The sequence below is a fragment of the Campylobacter aviculae genome, assembly GCF_005406215.1.
GTDB classification, from domain to species: Bacteria; Campylobacterota; Campylobacteria; order Campylobacterales; family Campylobacteraceae; genus Campylobacter_D; species Campylobacter_D aviculae.
The window spans coordinates 57,043-72,381 of the sequence record NZ_NXMA01000008.1; the positions used below are offsets into that span (position 1 = coordinate 57,043).

Here is a 15,339-nt window from a genome sequence, read left to right on the forward strand (position 1 = left end):
ATTTTAGCATAAAAAAATAAGAATTGGTTAAATCAATCGAGAAATTTAGTTAGTTTTTTGATTTTAGTAGTATTTTCTAGATGGATGATGAGATTATTTTTCTTGTGAGTACAAGAAAAACCAATTTTATTTAATATTTGTTTTAAATTTTGCATAGAATTTTCAAATTCTACATCTTCTTGAATTTTTTCTTTATTTTTTATTTTTTGAACAATTTTTTCTGTATCTCTTACATTTAATTTTTGACCTACAATACTATCCACTAGCATTTTCTCATCTTTTTTATCGAGCCCTACTAAAACTTTAGCATGCCCTTGAGAAATTTTTCCTTGAATTATAAGTTCTTGAGTTTTTTCATCTAAATTTAAAAGTCTTAAAGTATTTGTAATTTGAGTTCGACTTTTATGGATTAACTCAGCTAAATTTTCTTGAGTAATATTATGCACTTCAATCAAATCTTTATAAGAGTGAGCAAGTTCTATAGGATTTAAATTTTCTCTTTGGATATTTTCTATAAGAGCAAGCTCTCTAAGTTTTGTTTCATCACTATCTGAAACAAAAGCTAGTATATTTTTTTCACCCAAAATCTCAGTGGCACGCAGCCTTCTTTCTCCGGCAACTAAAATGAATTTATCATTTTTTTTAAGAACAATTATAGGTTGAATGAGTCCATACTCTTTAATAGAATTTGCAAGTTCATTTAAAGCTGCTTCATCAAAAACTTTTCTTGGTTGAAAGGGATTTGGAGTAATTTTTTCAATTTCAATAAGACTAACTTGATTTTTATCAAGCCCTAATTCTTTAGTATAAATTTCACTTACATCTCCTATGAGCGTACTTAGTCCTTTATTTTTGTTTAAGCCCATATTTCATCCTAAAATCGAGTAAGCTAAATTTTGATAAGCCAAAGATCCAGGCGATTTGATATCATAAAGTATGATAGGTTTGCCAAAACTAGGGCTTTCTGCTAATTTAACATTGCGTGGAATAACAATAAAATCATCTTCATTGTCGTTAATGGTAAAAAGTTGTTTTTTAAAATTTTGTTTTAAATCTTCTACAACATCTTTAGAAAGATTATTTTGAGAGCTATACATAGTCGGCAAGAAGCCACGCACTTTAAGCTTTGGATTGAGAGTTTTTTTAATAATCTTAATCGTATTTAAAACCATAGCAACACCTTCAAGTGCGTAAAATTCGCATTGTATAGGGATAATAACGCTATCGCTTGCTGCAAAAGCATTGATGGTAATACTCCCAAGTGCTGGTGGAGAATCTATAATGATAAAATCATATTCATCTAAAACTTCTTGAAGTTGGTTTTTTAGTATGGTTTTTTTTTCATTATTTTCGCCTTTGGCGAGTTCTTGTTCTATTCCTACGAGGCCTATATTTGATGGGGCTAAATGGAGTTGTGGCAATTCTGTTTTTAAAATAATATCAGAAAGTTTTTTTCTGCCTATAAATACATGATAGATATTATACTCGTAGTTATTGCGATTAAAACCAAGTCCTGTTGTAGCATTTGCTTGTGGATCAACATCAACCAAAAGCACTTTTTTTTCTGCTACCGCCAAAGAAGCTGCTAAATTTACAGCTGTCGTAGTCTTTCCAACTCCACCTTTTTGATTTGCTATCGTTATAATCTCGCTCATCTTAAACTATATACCCTTTTATTATCTAATAAAATTGATCCATCTTGATATAAACAAGCATCTTTAAGTGAAAAAATCTTGCCTTCATGATGGATGCTAAAATGTCTTGATTTTTCGAATTCTAACATATACTTGCTAAAAATATTCTTCCATAAAAATTTTTTTTCTAGCTTTTTTACAAACTCTTTAACCAAATATTCCAAAGATATTTTAATATCACATAAAGCTCTATTTTCAGGGGCAAAAGTTATATTTAAACCTATACCTCCTATAACAAAATCAGAAATTTTGGTACTCATTATACCTCCTGTTTTTTTATCGTCTAAATATAAATCATTAGGCCACTTAAGCCATATTTTAGAACCATAATCCGCTAAAATTTCTTTAAATAAATAAGCAAAATAAATACTCACTGAGGCTAAAGGTAAATCTTTAGGTAAATCTTTTTCTTTTAAACAAAAAGAAAGGTGCAAATTTCCTTTTGAGCTTTGCCATGAATTTTCTCTACTTCCTATTCCTTGAGTTTGTTCTAAGGCATATAAGGCGGTATTTTTTGTTATTTTTTTATTGCGGATTTGTTCGCATAAAAAAAGGTGGGTTGAATCTATACTTTCAATACAAATTATCTCCAACTTTCAACCTCTTTCCATTTAAATAAGTGTGTCCATCAAGGACTTTTTTTCCGCTTTCTTGTAATTTTTTTATACGTAAAATTCCTTGCTTACAAGCAAGTAAAAAACTTTCTTTTTCCAATTCTAAAATTTCTCCTTCTTGGTTAAATATTTTAGTTTCATCTATAAGTTCTAATTCTAAAAATTTTAAGCCATTAGCTAAAAAAATATTTGGCCAAGGAGTAAATGCAAGATATTTTTGATAAATTTCTCTTGCGTTGTGCAATGCAATCATCCCATCTTCTTTTTTTATTTTTTTACATTGTGTTGCTAAATTTTCATCTTGCTTTTTTGGAGTGATGTTTTTAAAATTTAAAAGAGTGGAAATGATAAGTTTTGCAGCTAAATTAGCTAAAATTTCAAAAACTTCACTTGAATTTTTATCTTTGATGTCGCATTCTAAACTCTCAAGTATGGCACCTGTATCAAGCCCTTCTTCCATAAGCATAGTACAAACCCCACTTTTTTCATCGCCATTTAAAATAGCACTTTGAATAGGACTAGCACCGCGGTATTTTGGCAATAAAGAAGCGTGTAAATTGATACAAGGGGCTATATCTAAAACGGCTTTAGGCAAAATTTTGCCATAGGCAGCTACCACTATAAAATCCGGTCTTAGATCACGAATTTGTTTAACAACCATTTCATCTTTTAAGGAAATAGGTGTAAAAATAGGAATATTAGGAGAATGATGACTCAAAAAAGCTTTAGTATCACTTGGGGTTAAAATTTGTTTTCTACCCACTGCTTTATCAGGTTGAGTAAAAAGAGCCATCATATTAAAATTTTCATTTTCTAAAAGAGCTTTTAAAATACAAGTGGCATAAGCTGGGGTGCCCATAAAAATAATTTTTTTCATCATCTATAACTTCAAATAAAAATTTTTTCAAAATCATATCGAATTTGAATTTAAAAAATGGTTTAATAATCTAAGATACTTGAAATTTTTAAGCTCAAGATTTTTATTAAAATAACCTAATTATTTAAAATATAAATTCTAAAAGTTTTTGATAATAATTCTAAAAATGCTATAATAAAATATTTTTATTGGAGTATTAAGAAAATGTCTTTTATCGTTGAAATGCTTAAAAATAATAAGTTAAAATTTTTATCCTTTTTATTTTTTTCTTTTATAACAAGCATCGTAGGGGTTTTTACTTTAATTTTTATCAATAATTACTTACTTAAAAATGCACAAGATATACCTATTTTTTATTTTCTAATCCTGCTTTTAGTTTTTTTTGTAAGCTCGACTATAGTAGAGCTTGGGTTAAGTATTTTTGGACAAAATTTTATTTTTAAAATGCAAAAGCGTATTGTAAAACAAATTTTAGACACCCCTTTACTCCGAGTAGCTAGAGTAGGAAAAGCAAGGATTTTAGCATCTTTAGGTTCTGATGTTAGAAATATATCTTTTGGACTTTTGCGTTTGCCTGAATTTCTACAATCAAGCATTTTGATTTTTTGCACGAGTATTTATTTGTGTTATCTTTCTTTTGAAATTTTTATTTTTTGTGCGGTTTGGATCGCAATTGTTTTTATAACGAATCATTTTTTGATGATGAAAGTTTATTATTATTTTCGCAAAGCTAGAGAAAATGATGATGCTTTGCAAAATAATTACCAAAATATACTCGATGGCCATAAAGAACTTTTAATCAATCAAGATAGAGCCAAGCTTTATTATGAACTTGAATTTGAAAAAAATGCAAAAGCAAAAAAAACAAATAGTACCTTAGGAAATCTTTTTAATAATTTATCAAACAATTGGACAAATGTAACGCTTTTAACTTTAGTGGGTATGGAGTTTTTTTTAGCCTTAAAGTATAACCTGGCAAGTGTAAATGAAGCAACCACTATAGCTCTTTCTATTTTATTTTTAAGGACTCCTTTGGTTTCCATGATCTCTTCCTTTCCTACCTTACTTTTAGCAAAAATTGCTTTAGATAAAATCGAAAAATTAGAATTAGATGGATATAAAGAAGGCTTTGAAAAAGTAGATTATATTAAGGATTGGAAGCGAATTTCTTTTAAAAATGTTTCTTTTTCTTATGAAGAGAATTTCAGTTTAAATCCTGTTAATATTGATTTAAAAAAAGGCGAACTTGTATTTTTAATTGGTAAAAATGGGAGCGGAAAATCAACTTTTTGTATGCTTTTAACAGGACTTTTTAAACCAAGTGGAGGTGAAATTTATGTGGATAATATGCAAATTGATGATGAAAAAAGCTTGAAACAATATAGATCGCTTATTTCTGCTATTTTTAGCGATTTTCATCTTTTTAGTAAAACCTTAAGTAAAAATAGTTTTGCAAGTGAAGAAAAAATCGCTTTTTGGCTTGAATTTTTAGAGCTAGAAAACAAAACGAGTGTTATAGATCATGAATTAACTTTTACCAAACTTTCCACAGGACAAAAAAAGCGTTTAGCTATGCTTATAGCCTTGCTTGAAGATAGAGATGTTTTAATTCTTGATGAATGGGCGGCAGATCAAGATCCAGTCTTTAGAAAATTTTTTTATAAAAAACTTTTACCTTTACTAAAAGAACAAGGTAAAACTATCTTTGCGATCACGCATGATGATGCTTATTTTGATAGCGCTGATCGAATTTTACTTGCCCAAGAAGGTAGTATTAGTGAATTAAAGGGCGATAATATTAAAGAATTGGCAAAAAATTTAGTAGAAAAATTTGACTAATGATTTTTATACTCTTCAAAAAAATCTCTCATAAGCATAGCCAAACCTCTATAAAAATCGCTTTTTGCTCCTTTTGCTAAATCATCGTTCCAAGTATTAAACCAAGTGAAAAACTCTTTTTCTAAAAATTCCTTTAATGTCTTTTTGTCATCATTTTTTAGCAATTCTTTGATAAATAAAAGTTCATTAATCAAGCTATCTTGAGGTTCATTTTCTAAAAAATTTAAAAAATTGTATTTTAAAAAGATATTTTTGACTTTTTCAGAATTACTTGAGTAAATTTCTTTATCTTTATCAAGGTAAAAAGAGGCGTAAGGTGGAGCTTTGACAAAATCAATATCGCTTAAAAAAAGACAAGTAAAATCATATCCTATTCCTTTTTCATCTTCTTTAGAATGACTTAGTAGCCTTAAAGCTTCTTTTTGTAAAGGATTTTCATTTTTTAAAAACCACCTTTGCCAGAGCTGTTCTTCTTGAATTTTCTCTAGCAAATCTTGTTTAGGTGGATTTTTTAAAAAAGTAATGAAAATATCTATTGCTAGATGTTTCATTAAGGATGTCCTAGCATAATTTGCGTGCTTATTAGACCATAAAATAGCATTCTAGTGATAAACACGCCTATAAAAGCGCACAATAGAGCAAAATAGGTAAAAAATTTACTTTGGAATTTTTCATAAAGATAGTTATTTAAATACCAACAAGTAATGCTTAATCCCAAAAATGCAAAAGATAGACTAATAAACCAAACATAAGATCCTCCTAAAAGCTCAAAAGGATTGACAAGTCCCATAATCCAAGTTTGTCCTACGTGCAAGGTTTGCAAAACGATAGCCGTGCTTAAAAGTCCTATACCAATAAGCCCTGCAAAAAAAGACATTTTTCTTTCGTGCTTACTTTCTTCAAAAAAACAATAATAAAGAATAGATCCCAAGAAAATCGCACTAGCAAAAAAATAAAGCAAAGTGATTTTAAAATTCTAAGTCGGCACACTTTCTTGCATAGACCCATAAGCGCCACTCATAAAGAAAATTCCTAAAATTCCACATAGCAATGCTAGAAAAAAGATCCATTTTTTATTTTTAAAATAAAGCAAAAAGCCAAAAACACAAACAAGAGAAGAGAATAAAATTTCATTATTCATCCAACCTACATACCATTGATTATTGGCATAAAAAAATCCAAGTCGGTTAAGAACATTGAAAATATGTGTTATATCATTTAGATGAAAAAAAGAAGGTATAAAAGCTACAATCATAGCTATACCTAAAAAAAGTCCAAAAGATTTTAAATGAGTAAAATTTTTATAGCCATTTAAAAAAGCAGGAGCATAGACAAAGCTAAGCCCGATAAAGGCTTGTGCGAGTATGGTAAAAAGTACTAAAGGCATTTCACTAAAAATATGATTAAAGGATGTCATTTTTTACTCCTTGGTAATTTTGTGGCAAATGAAAGATTGCGCTTTTATTTCCTGAAGGCAAACTATGCTTTTCAGGCACTATACATAAATTTGGATGCGTGATACTTGCATCAGGTAAAGGAGTGATTGAGGCTAAATTTCCATGTTTTTCTCTTAATTTAGCGATATCTCCAGCCTTTAAGGCTCTAAAAGGACAAGAATCCACACAAATTGGATTTTTTCCTTCTTTGAGTCTATCATAGCAACCATCGCATTTACTCATGTGGCCACTTTCGTGATTAAATTGTGGAGCACCATAAGGACAAGCCATAGCACAGGCTTTACATCCTATACACATACTATCTTCAACCTTTACTATACCCCATTTTACCTTCATGGTTGCACCTGTTGGACAAGCTTTTAAACAAGCTGGATCAGAGCAGTGATTGCAAGATATAGAAGTATAATAAGCAAAAACGTTTTGCTCTACACTCCCATCTTCTTCTTTACAAGTCCAATTACCCCCTTCTGTTTCAAAAACACGGCGAAAATTTACTCCCACAGGCATATTTTTATAATCTTTACAAGATAAAGAACAAGTTCTACAGCCTACGCATTTGCTTTGATCAAGCATAAAACCAAATTGTGAGTTTTCTTCTAAATTCATTTTATCTCCTTAAACTTTTGCAATTTCTACTAAAATAGAATGTTGTCCATTGCCTTTTGAAATAGCAGTTGGCACTATACTAGCTAAAGAATTAACACAAGTTCCTACATCGATACCATTTTCATATTTAGCCCACGCTCCTTGAGGAGTGACTGCACAACCTGGTATGATTTTTGGTGTTACTTTGGCCATTCCTTGGATAATACCTAAGTCATTTCTAACTTGGATCACATCTCCTGTTTTAATACCCCTTGCTTGTGCATCAATAGGATTGATCCAAATTTCTTGAGGGTTCGTTTCTCTAATTTGTGGAATTTCCCAAAAACTAGAATGAGTCCTTCCTTTGTAGTGATATCCATAAAATTGTAAAGGATATTTTTCTTTTAAAGGATCAAGTATGCCTTCTCTTTGACTTTCAAACACAGGAATAGGAACGATTTGTTGTCCCTCTCTTAATTTCCAAGTTTTTTGCATTTTTGCAAGTTCGTTGCTATAAATTTCAATTTTACCGCTTGGGGTTTTTAAAGGATGATTAATAGGATCTTTTATAAAATCTTCGAGTGCGACAACAGGTTTAACCGGATCAAATTTTACAAGTCCTTTGGAAGTCATTTCTTCAAAACTTGGTAAGAGTGGATTTTTTTTCATACTTTCTTCATAAAGATATTTTAACCAATCTTTTTGGGTTTTTCCTTCGCTAAATTCTTGTTCTATACCTAATCTTTTGGCAAGTTCGATACACATTTCATAAATAGGTTTTGCCTCGCCCACAGGCTCTATAGCTTTTTGACAATAGATAATATAAGGTCTATCGCTATAATATCCTGCACCAGGCCTAATAAAATCCTCTTGCTCTAGCATAGTCGCATCAGGCAAAATATAATCAGCGTAATTATTAGAGGGCGTTCTTGTAACATTGATATCAACGATGCATTCACACAAACTTTCATCTCTTAAAATACGATCAACTTCTTTGATAGTGCTGTGCTGATTGGTTAAACAATTTCCCGCTGTATTGAAGATAAATTTGATATTTTGTTTAAGTTGTTTTGTTCCTCGCACCCCATCGCTAAGATCCGTCATTTCTTTACCACGATAAATGGCATCGGTATATAAAAAACAAGGAATAGAATCTTTAATAGGATTTTTAAAAGGCATTCCCATAATATCGTAAGTTTTACTTGATCCGGTGCGACAACCTGTATTGCCTCCTTCTACACCTATACTTCCTATCATACAAGCTAAAGTTGCAATGGCTCTTGAATTTTGTTCCCCATTGGAATGTCTTTGCACTCCCCAGCCTTGTTCGATAAAACAAGGTTTGGTTAAGGCGATTTCTCTTGCAAGTTGAGTGATACGACGCGATGGAATTTTTGTGATTTTACTAGCCCACTCGGGAGTTTTTTCTATACCATCATAAGTTCCTAAAACATAACTTTCATAACTTGAATTTTTAGGTGCATCACTTGGTAGGGTATTTTCGCTAAAACCTATAGTATAAGTATCAAGAAATTTTCTATCCAGTAAATTTTCTTTAATCATCACATAGGCTAAAGCTGCAATTAAAGCCGCGTCCGTTCCAGGAGCAATTGGAATCCACTCATCACAATGCCCTATGCAAGAATCGTTATATCTTGGATCAATATGGATAATCTTACAGCCACTTTCTTCCAAAGCTTTATGATAAGCATAACCTATGCCACCTCCACCCATTCTCGTTTCTACATGATTGGCACCAAAAAAGATAGCAAGTTTTGCAGAACGTAGAGTTGCAATATCACTAGCAGGAGATCCTCCATAGAAAAAATTCATCGCATTTGAAATTTGTGCCGTTGAGTAGGTGTTGTGATTGTTTAAATAACCTCCATACAAGCTCAAAAGTCTTGCCCAAGGGCCTGAAGTGCAGCGATTTACGATAGTCCCAGTAGTTCCCGTAGCATAAGTGATAAAAAAGGATTCATTGCCATATTTTTCTTTTACCTCTTTCATTTTTGAAGCGATTTCATCAAAAGCTTGTTCCCAAGAAATAGGCATAAATTTTCCTTCTCCTCTTTTACCTACTCTTTTTAGAGGCCTTTTAAGACGGTTAGCATTATAAACCTTATATCTTGAACTTCTTCCTCTAACACAAGCTCTAACTTGACGTGTGTTAAAATCATCCTCTCCTTCATTGTCTGTGCTGACATATTTTATAACCCCATCTTGAGTATGAACCTTAATAGGACATTTTGTTCCACAATTTACATTACATCCTGCCCATTTAGTTACCATAGGCGAGGTTTTTAATAAATTCGAACTTAACTGCATAGGAGTTAAAGCTAAACCACCAAATAAAGAACTCCATTTTAAAAAGTCTCTACGATTTTGCTGCATGTATGATCCTTTGTTACAAAATATTTAATCATTATATTCCAAAAAAATATAAAATGCAAGTAAAATTAAGACTAAAAATATCTTAAATAAGGATTTTAGATCGATACTTTAGCTACATAAAGGTTTTTAATATTTTTAAATATATAGTAAATTAAATAATTAATAAATTTTTACTCAAACACATTTAAAAATATTTTTTATCCCCTATAGGGGCTTGTAGCTTGATTTTTTTTGTTTTATAATTTGTTTTATCAAAAAAACAAAGGAAAAAAATGTCTAGATTTTGGATTTTTATATTAATTTTATGGGTTAATATATGGGCTAAAATTCCACAAGATACTTTGATTGTAGCGGTTGAAAATGAAATTTCAAGGATCAATCCTGCGTATAGTGAAGATCATGATGTTCTTATTGGTCTTGTTTTTTCAGGATTAACTCGTTTTGATGAAAATATGAATTTAAAACCCGATCTAGCAAAATCTTGGCAGATTAGCGAAAATGGGCTTGTATATGATATCTTGTTACGTGAAGATGTTTTGTGGCACGATGGAGAAAAATTCAGCGCCAAAGATGTGAAATTTAGTATAGAAGCTTTTAAAAATCCTAAAAATAACTCTCCTTTGTATGTGAATTTTGAAGATATAAAAAAAATAGAAATTATAAATCCTTATCATATAAAAATCACTCTTTCTAAGCCTTATCCTGCTTTAATGGATGCTTTAAGTATAGGGATATTGCCTAAACATTTGCTTGAAAATAAGGATCTAAATACCGCTTCTTTTAATCAATATCCTATAGGCACAGGACCTTATAAACTAGTCAAGTGGAAAAAAGGAGAATACGCGAAATTAAAGGCTAATGAAAATTTTTATCTTACAAAAGTAAAAACTCCAAAATTAATCATAAAGCATATTTTTGATCCTTTAATTGCGAGTATGGAACTTAAAAATGGCACGATAGATGCTGCCTTGATTGATAGTTCTTTGTTAAATGTTTTTAAAAACAATAAAAAATTTAAAATTTTACGTGAAAAATCAGCCGATTACAGAGCTTTGATGTTTAATTTAAATAATGAATTTTTAAAAGATATAAGAGTAAGAAAAGCTTTAAATTATACTATAGATAAAGAAAGTATAGTGAAAAATCTTTTACATGGTTATGGCTTTGTCGCATCGCATCCTTTGCAAAATTCTTGGGCAAATCCTAAGCGGTTTAATTCCTTTAACTATGATACAAAAAAGGCTGAAAAATTGCTTTTAGAGGCAGGATTTCACAAAAATAAAGAAGGATTTTTTGAAAAAAATGAAAAAGAATTAAAATTTCAAATTTATGCTATGAGTAATGATCCTTTAAGGGTGAGTTTGGCAGAAATTTTACAGAGTGAGTTTAAAAAAATTGGAGTTTTGGCTCAAGTTGTAGCAAAACCGGCCGGTAGTTTTGATTATTCTAAGGTTGATAGTTTTATCATTGGTTGGGGAAGTCCTTTTGATCCTGATTTTCATACTTTTAGAGTATTTGAAAGTTCGCAAGATAGTGATTTAAACGGACAAGGTTGGAATTTTGGGCATTATCACGATAAAAACGTTGATCTTGCTTTGCAAAAGGCAAGAAACACTTTAGATATAAATGAACGTAAGAAATATTATAAAGAATTTATTGACGCTTTATATGAAAATCCACCCTTTATTTTTATAACTTATCTTGATTTTGCTTTGGTTTATAATGCAGAGATTGAGGGAGTTAAACCTAGAATTTTAGGCCACCACGGCGTTGGTTTTACTTCAAATATTTATGAGTGGGTTAAAAAATAGTGTTTATACGCTTTATTTTGAGTGTTATTGTTGCATTTTTAAGTACCTTTTTATGTTTTGTTATGCTTTATTTTAGTAAAGCTAATGTGGCTTTTGCAAGTGGTATTAATTCACAAAGTAAAGAATTTGTTCAAAGAGTAGAAAAAAATTTAGGACTGGATAAACCCTTACTCACTCAATATAAAATTTGGCTTTTTAAGGCTTTAAAAGGAGATTTTGGATTCTCTTTATTGAGTGGGGAAAGTGTGATAAAAATTATCAAAGAAAGATTTTTAAATACTTTAATTTTAAGTTTAAGCGCCTTGAGTATTTTGTTTTTTTTGAGTATTTTTCTAGCTTTTTTGGAATATCATTTTAAAAATACTCTTATAGAAAAATTAATCACTTTTATAACGTTTAATTTTTTTGCCCTACCTCCAATTGTTATAGCTTTAATGTTTGTATTGATTTTTGGAATTTTTTGGAATTTTTTATCCTTAAGTGATACTGATAGCCATCTAAAACATTTAATTTTGCCTGTTTTAGTTCTTGTTTTATCGCATTTAGCTATATATTTAAGGATAGCAAAAAATTTTATCTACGAGACTTTTTCTCAAGTTTTTATTCAAAATCTTTATGCTAGAGCTTTAAGACAAAGAGATATTGATTGTTTAGTGTTAAGGTATTCTTTGGGTTCTATTATAGCTTATTTTGGAGGTACGGCACTTAGCTTTACAATGGGTACTTATGTTGTTGAGAGCATTTTTAACTATAGTGGTCTTGGAAGTTTATTGCTTAAAAGTATTGTTTTTAAAGATTTTCCGGTGGTTTTGGCTTTATTGTTTTTGAGTGTTTTATTTGCAGCATTTTTTACATTTTTAAGCGATATGATTGCTCGAATTTTAAATCCGAAATTAAGAAAGTTTTCTTTTGCTTAAAATTATTCTTTATCTTATCCCTTTGGTGTGTTTGTCTATATGTGCTTTATTTGCTCCAATTTTAGCTCCATTTGATGTTTTGACAACTCATTTGCAAGATTTATATCATGCCCCTAATTTAATTTATATTTTAGGCACAGATTTTTTAGGAAGGGATTTGTTTTCGCGTTTGCTTTTTGCTCTAAGAAATTCTTTATTTATAGGAATTTGTAGTTCTTTTTTGTCTATTTGTTTTGCTATTTTTTATCTTTTGTGGGCTCGCTTATTTTTTTATGGTTTTTGGATGCGTATTTTGGAACTTTTTTTAGCATTTCCAGCTTTTTTACTGATGATGTTTTTTCAAAGCCTTATCCATATAAATATATTTTTAATAATTTTTTTGATTGCTTTAATGCATTGGTGTTTTATCGCTAAGGTCATTGAAAGCGAATTAAAAAGATTGGAAACTTTAGAATTTTATAAAGCAAGTATAGTGCTAGGCAGAACTTCGTTAAAGATTTTTTTTAAAGATCTTTTACCCGCTTTAAAATCCTTATTTTTTATACTTTTTATATTCAATATTATACATGCAATTGCCACAGAAGCAACTTTAAGTTTTTTTGGATTTGGTATAGAATTTCCAACTTTAGGGATTTTATTAAGCGAGTTTTCAAAGGCAGCTTTTGTAGGTGCTTGGTGGGTTATATTGTTTCCGCTTTTAACTCTTGTATCGTTATTTTTACCCCTTTTATGGTTGGGTAATTTTTTACAGGATCGATGGGGGATAAAATCTTGAGAGTTAAAAATTTAAGCATAAGTTTTAAAAATAAAGTTTTACTTCGAAATATCAATTTTATTTTAGAAAAAGGAAAAGTTTTAGCAATTACAGGGGAAAGTGGAATAGGAAAAAGCTTATTAGGTAAATCTTTGGTAAGACTTTTAGATTCTGATTTTCATATCAATGCAGACGAGTTTAATTTTAATGGAACTGAAATTCTAAAGCTAAACAAAAACAAACTTCGAAAATTCCGTTCCAAAGTGGGACTTGTTTTACAAGATAGTGAAGCGAGTCTTTATCCTTATTTGGATATAGGAAAATTATGTTCTTTGATCTTAAAAACTCATACAAATTTGAACCAAAAAGGGTACAAGCAATACGCTTTTTCTTATTTTGAAAGATTGGGATTTGAAAATTTGGATTTATTATGGCATTCTTATCCTTATGAGTTAAGTGTAGGTATGGCTAGAAGGGTTAGTTTGGCTTTGGCTTTATTAAACAAACCAGAAATCTTAATTTGTGATGAGGTTACCGCTTCATTAGATCTTGAAAATACTCAAAAGATGATTCAAATTTTAAAAGATCTAAAGAAAGATATAGCTCTAGTTTGTATCACTCATGATTTAAATTTAATTCGTTTTTTGGCTGATGAAGTTCTTATGTTAGAAAAAGATCAAGCAAATCTTTATACATTGGATGAATTTTTAGGAATTTATAATGCTTGAAGTGCGTCATTTGGCTAAGTTTTATGAGATAAAAAAGCATTGGTATTTAAAAAAAGAAAAATATTTAGTCTTTAAAGATATTAATTTTTCTTTAGAACAAGGTGAAAATTTGATGATTTTAGGCCAAAGTGGATCAGGGAAAAGTACCTTAGCAAGAATACTTTGTTTTTTGGAGAATCCTAGTGAAGGCGAAGTTTTATATCAAAAATCTAATCTACACTTACTTAGCAAGGAAAAACAAAGACTTTTAAGAAAAGAAATTCAGTATTGCTTTCAAGATCAAAAAATGGCTTTAAATCCTTATAAAAAAATCAAAGATTTAATACAGGATGGTTTAGAAAATTTTCATTTAAAAAAAGATAATGATTTGATTTTTGATTTTTTTGATAAGTTTCATTTAAAGCGACAAATTTTAGAACAAAAACCTTACGAGTTAAGTGGAGGAGAAGCGTCACGTATAGGACTTATACGTGCTTTAATTTTGAAGCCAAAATTGTTAATTTTAGATGAAATAACTTCAATGCTTGATATAAAAAATTCAAAAAAAATTTTGGGTTTTTTAAAAAATTATCAGCAAAAAAATAATCTTTCCTATGTTTTTATAACCCATCAAAAAGAGATATTTAATCAGTTTAAATATAAAAAAATTCAACTTTAATACAAATTTAACACAAATTTTTTTATTCTAAGTTTTAATATAGAAAATTTAGAGTAAAATACTTGTTTTAATTTCAAAAATTAAAGCAAATATTTTTATATAGAGTCAATCTGTAAATGTTAAAAAAGGAGAGCAAATGTCTCATATGGATGTAGCACACCCTTATTTTGGTATATTTTTAATGATAGTGCTTGCTAGTGTTATCTTTTTTGGGTTGGTTTTTTTAGCCTCAAAAATTGGCAATAATTTTGCTTCAAAAAATCGAAAGAAATTAGGACTCGGAATTTATGAATGCGGTCCTATACCTGTTAAACAAGCTAATAAAATCAATTCTCAATTTTTTATCATTGCTTTGATATTTATTCTTTTAGATATTGAAGTTGTATTTTTATTTCCTTGGGCTTTAATTTTCAAAGATTTAGGTTGGTTTGGTCTTTTAGAGGTATTAATTTTTATTTTACTTCTAGGAGTGGGTTTTTTATATGCATATAAAAAAGGAGCATTTACATGGCAGAGCATCAAGTAAATTATGCTAGCGGTTTACCAGTAGTCTTAACTAGTGTTGATAAGCTTGTTCAATGGGGTAGAAGTAACTCTTTGTGGGCTTTGTCTTATGGTTTGGCCTGTTGTGCTATAGAAATGATGGCGGCAGGAGGTTCAAGGTATGACTTTGACCGCTTTGGGACTATTTTTAGAGCTTCTCCGCGTCATAGCGAAGTGATGATCATTGCAGGAACTTTGAGTAAAAAACACGCTGAATTTACAAGAAGGCTTTACGATATGATGCCTGAGCCTAAATGGGTAATTTCTATGGGAAGTTGTGCGAATACCGGAGGTATGTTTAATACTTACTCCACAGTACAAGGAGTGGATCGTATCATACCTGTAGATATTTATGTTCCGGGTTGTTCTCCGCGTCCTGAAAGTTTTCAATTTGCTTTAATGATTTTACAGAAAAGAATTCGTAAAGAAAAAGCAAGTCGCAAAATTGCACCAAAAAGGTTGGTATAA

At 30.1% G+C, this 15,339-nt stretch carries 17 protein-coding genes; 8 read left to right on the plus strand and 9 right to left on the minus strand.

What is annotated here, in order from left to right; all coding sequences use genetic code 11:
- Positions 1-32 precede the first annotated feature (32 nt).
- The 4 genes from CQA76_RS05465 to fmt are packed head-to-tail and all read right to left on the minus strand — an operon-like array spanning position 33 to position 3,185.
- Positions 33-866 (minus strand): ParB/RepB/Spo0J family partition protein, encoded by an 834-nt coding sequence (locus CQA76_RS05465; RefSeq protein ID WP_137622429.1) that lies wholly within the window; start codon positions 864-866, stop codon positions 33-35.
- A 3-nt stretch (positions 867-869) separates the two neighbouring features.
- Complete coding sequence (locus tag CQA76_RS05470; RefSeq protein WP_137622430.1) at positions 870-1,655, minus strand: ParA family protein; 786 nt, start codon at positions 1,653-1,655, stop codon at positions 870-872.
- Positions 1,652-2,287 (minus strand): biotin--[acetyl-CoA-carboxylase] ligase, encoded by a 636-nt coding sequence (locus tag CQA76_RS05475; RefSeq protein WP_137622431.1) that lies wholly within the window; start codon positions 2,285-2,287, stop codon positions 1,652-1,654. The genes CQA76_RS05470 and CQA76_RS05475 overlap by 4 nt, the downstream gene beginning before the upstream one ends.
- Positions 2,268-3,185 (minus strand): methionyl-tRNA formyltransferase, encoded by a 918-nt coding sequence (fmt, locus tag CQA76_RS05480; protein WP_137622432.1) that lies wholly within the window; start codon positions 3,183-3,185, stop codon positions 2,268-2,270. The genes CQA76_RS05475 and fmt overlap by 20 nt, the downstream gene beginning before the upstream one ends.
- Before the next feature lie 204 nt (positions 3,186-3,389).
- Here fmt and CQA76_RS05485 point away from each other — a divergent pair, with 204 nt between their 5' ends.
- Positions 3,390-5,024 (plus strand): multidrug ABC transporter permease/ATP-binding protein, encoded by a 1,635-nt coding sequence (locus tag CQA76_RS05485; RefSeq protein ID WP_137622433.1) that lies wholly within the window; start codon positions 3,390-3,392, stop codon positions 5,022-5,024.
- Here CQA76_RS05485 and CQA76_RS05490 read toward each other — a convergent pair.
- The 5 genes from CQA76_RS05490 to CQA76_RS05505 form a co-directional block, all read right to left on the minus strand.
- Entirely contained in the window at positions 5,021-5,575 is a 555-nt protein-coding gene (locus CQA76_RS05490) for a TorD/DmsD family molecular chaperone (protein WP_137622434.1), read from the minus strand. The two genes, CQA76_RS05485 and CQA76_RS05490, sit on opposite strands and share 4 nt — an antisense overlap.
- The gene (locus CQA76_RS09030) at positions 5,575-5,901 is read right to left on the minus strand and encodes a hypothetical protein (protein ID WP_232364905.1); all 327 of its coding nucleotides are present in this window, start codon (positions 5,899-5,901) and stop codon (positions 5,575-5,577) included. Before CQA76_RS09030 ends, CQA76_RS05490 begins: the two co-directional genes overlap by 1 nt.
- A gap of 99 nt (positions 5,902-6,000) precedes the next feature.
- Positions 6,001-6,441, minus strand: a complete 441-nt coding sequence (locus CQA76_RS09035) for a DmsC/YnfH family molybdoenzyme membrane anchor subunit (protein WP_170999718.1) — start codon at positions 6,439-6,441, stop codon at positions 6,001-6,003.
- Positions 6,428-7,087: a DMSO/selenate family reductase complex B subunit gene (locus tag CQA76_RS05500; RefSeq protein ID WP_137622435.1), complete on the minus strand. Its 660-nt coding sequence runs from the start codon at positions 7,085-7,087 to the stop codon at positions 6,428-6,430. Before CQA76_RS05500 ends, CQA76_RS09035 begins: the two co-directional genes overlap by 14 nt.
- 9 nt (positions 7,088-7,096) lie before the next feature.
- Positions 7,097-9,460: a DMSO/selenate family reductase complex A subunit gene (locus tag CQA76_RS05505; protein WP_137622436.1), complete on the minus strand. Its 2,364-nt coding sequence runs from the start codon at positions 9,458-9,460 to the stop codon at positions 7,097-7,099.
- A 272-nt stretch (positions 9,461-9,732) separates the two neighbouring features.
- On the opposite strand from CQA76_RS05505, the gene CQA76_RS05510 reads away from it, so the two are divergent.
- From CQA76_RS05510 to CQA76_RS05540, 7 genes are all read left to right on the plus strand, one after another.
- Complete coding sequence (locus CQA76_RS05510) at positions 9,733-11,271, plus strand: ABC transporter substrate-binding protein (RefSeq protein ID WP_137622437.1); 1,539 nt, start codon at positions 9,733-9,735, stop codon at positions 11,269-11,271.
- Positions 11,271-12,188 carry an ABC transporter permease gene (locus tag CQA76_RS05515; protein ID WP_232364906.1) on the plus strand — a complete coding sequence of 306 codons (918 nt, stop codon included), beginning with the start codon at positions 11,271-11,273 and terminating at the stop codon, positions 12,186-12,188. Before CQA76_RS05510 ends, CQA76_RS05515 begins: the two co-directional genes overlap by 1 nt.
- Positions 12,181-12,963, plus strand: coding sequence for an ABC transporter permease (locus tag CQA76_RS05520; RefSeq protein WP_137622438.1), 783 nt, complete (start codon positions 12,181-12,183; stop codon positions 12,961-12,963). The genes CQA76_RS05515 and CQA76_RS05520 overlap by 8 nt, the downstream gene beginning before the upstream one ends.
- Positions 12,960-13,670 (plus strand): ATP-binding cassette domain-containing protein, encoded by a 711-nt coding sequence (locus tag CQA76_RS05525; protein WP_232364907.1) that lies wholly within the window; start codon positions 12,960-12,962, stop codon positions 13,668-13,670. The genes CQA76_RS05520 and CQA76_RS05525 overlap by 4 nt, the downstream gene beginning before the upstream one ends.
- Entirely contained in the window at positions 13,663-14,328 is a 666-nt protein-coding gene (locus CQA76_RS05530) for an ATP-binding cassette domain-containing protein (protein WP_137622440.1), read from the plus strand. Before CQA76_RS05525 ends, CQA76_RS05530 begins: the two co-directional genes overlap by 8 nt.
- Before the next feature lie 136 nt (positions 14,329-14,464).
- Entirely contained in the window at positions 14,465-14,854 is a 390-nt protein-coding gene (locus CQA76_RS05535) for an NAD(P)H-quinone oxidoreductase subunit 3 (protein WP_137622441.1), read from the plus strand.
- Positions 14,836-15,339 (plus strand): NuoB/complex I 20 kDa subunit family protein, encoded by a 504-nt coding sequence (locus tag CQA76_RS05540; RefSeq protein WP_137622442.1) that lies wholly within the window; start codon positions 14,836-14,838, stop codon positions 15,337-15,339. The genes CQA76_RS05535 and CQA76_RS05540 overlap by 19 nt, the downstream gene beginning before the upstream one ends.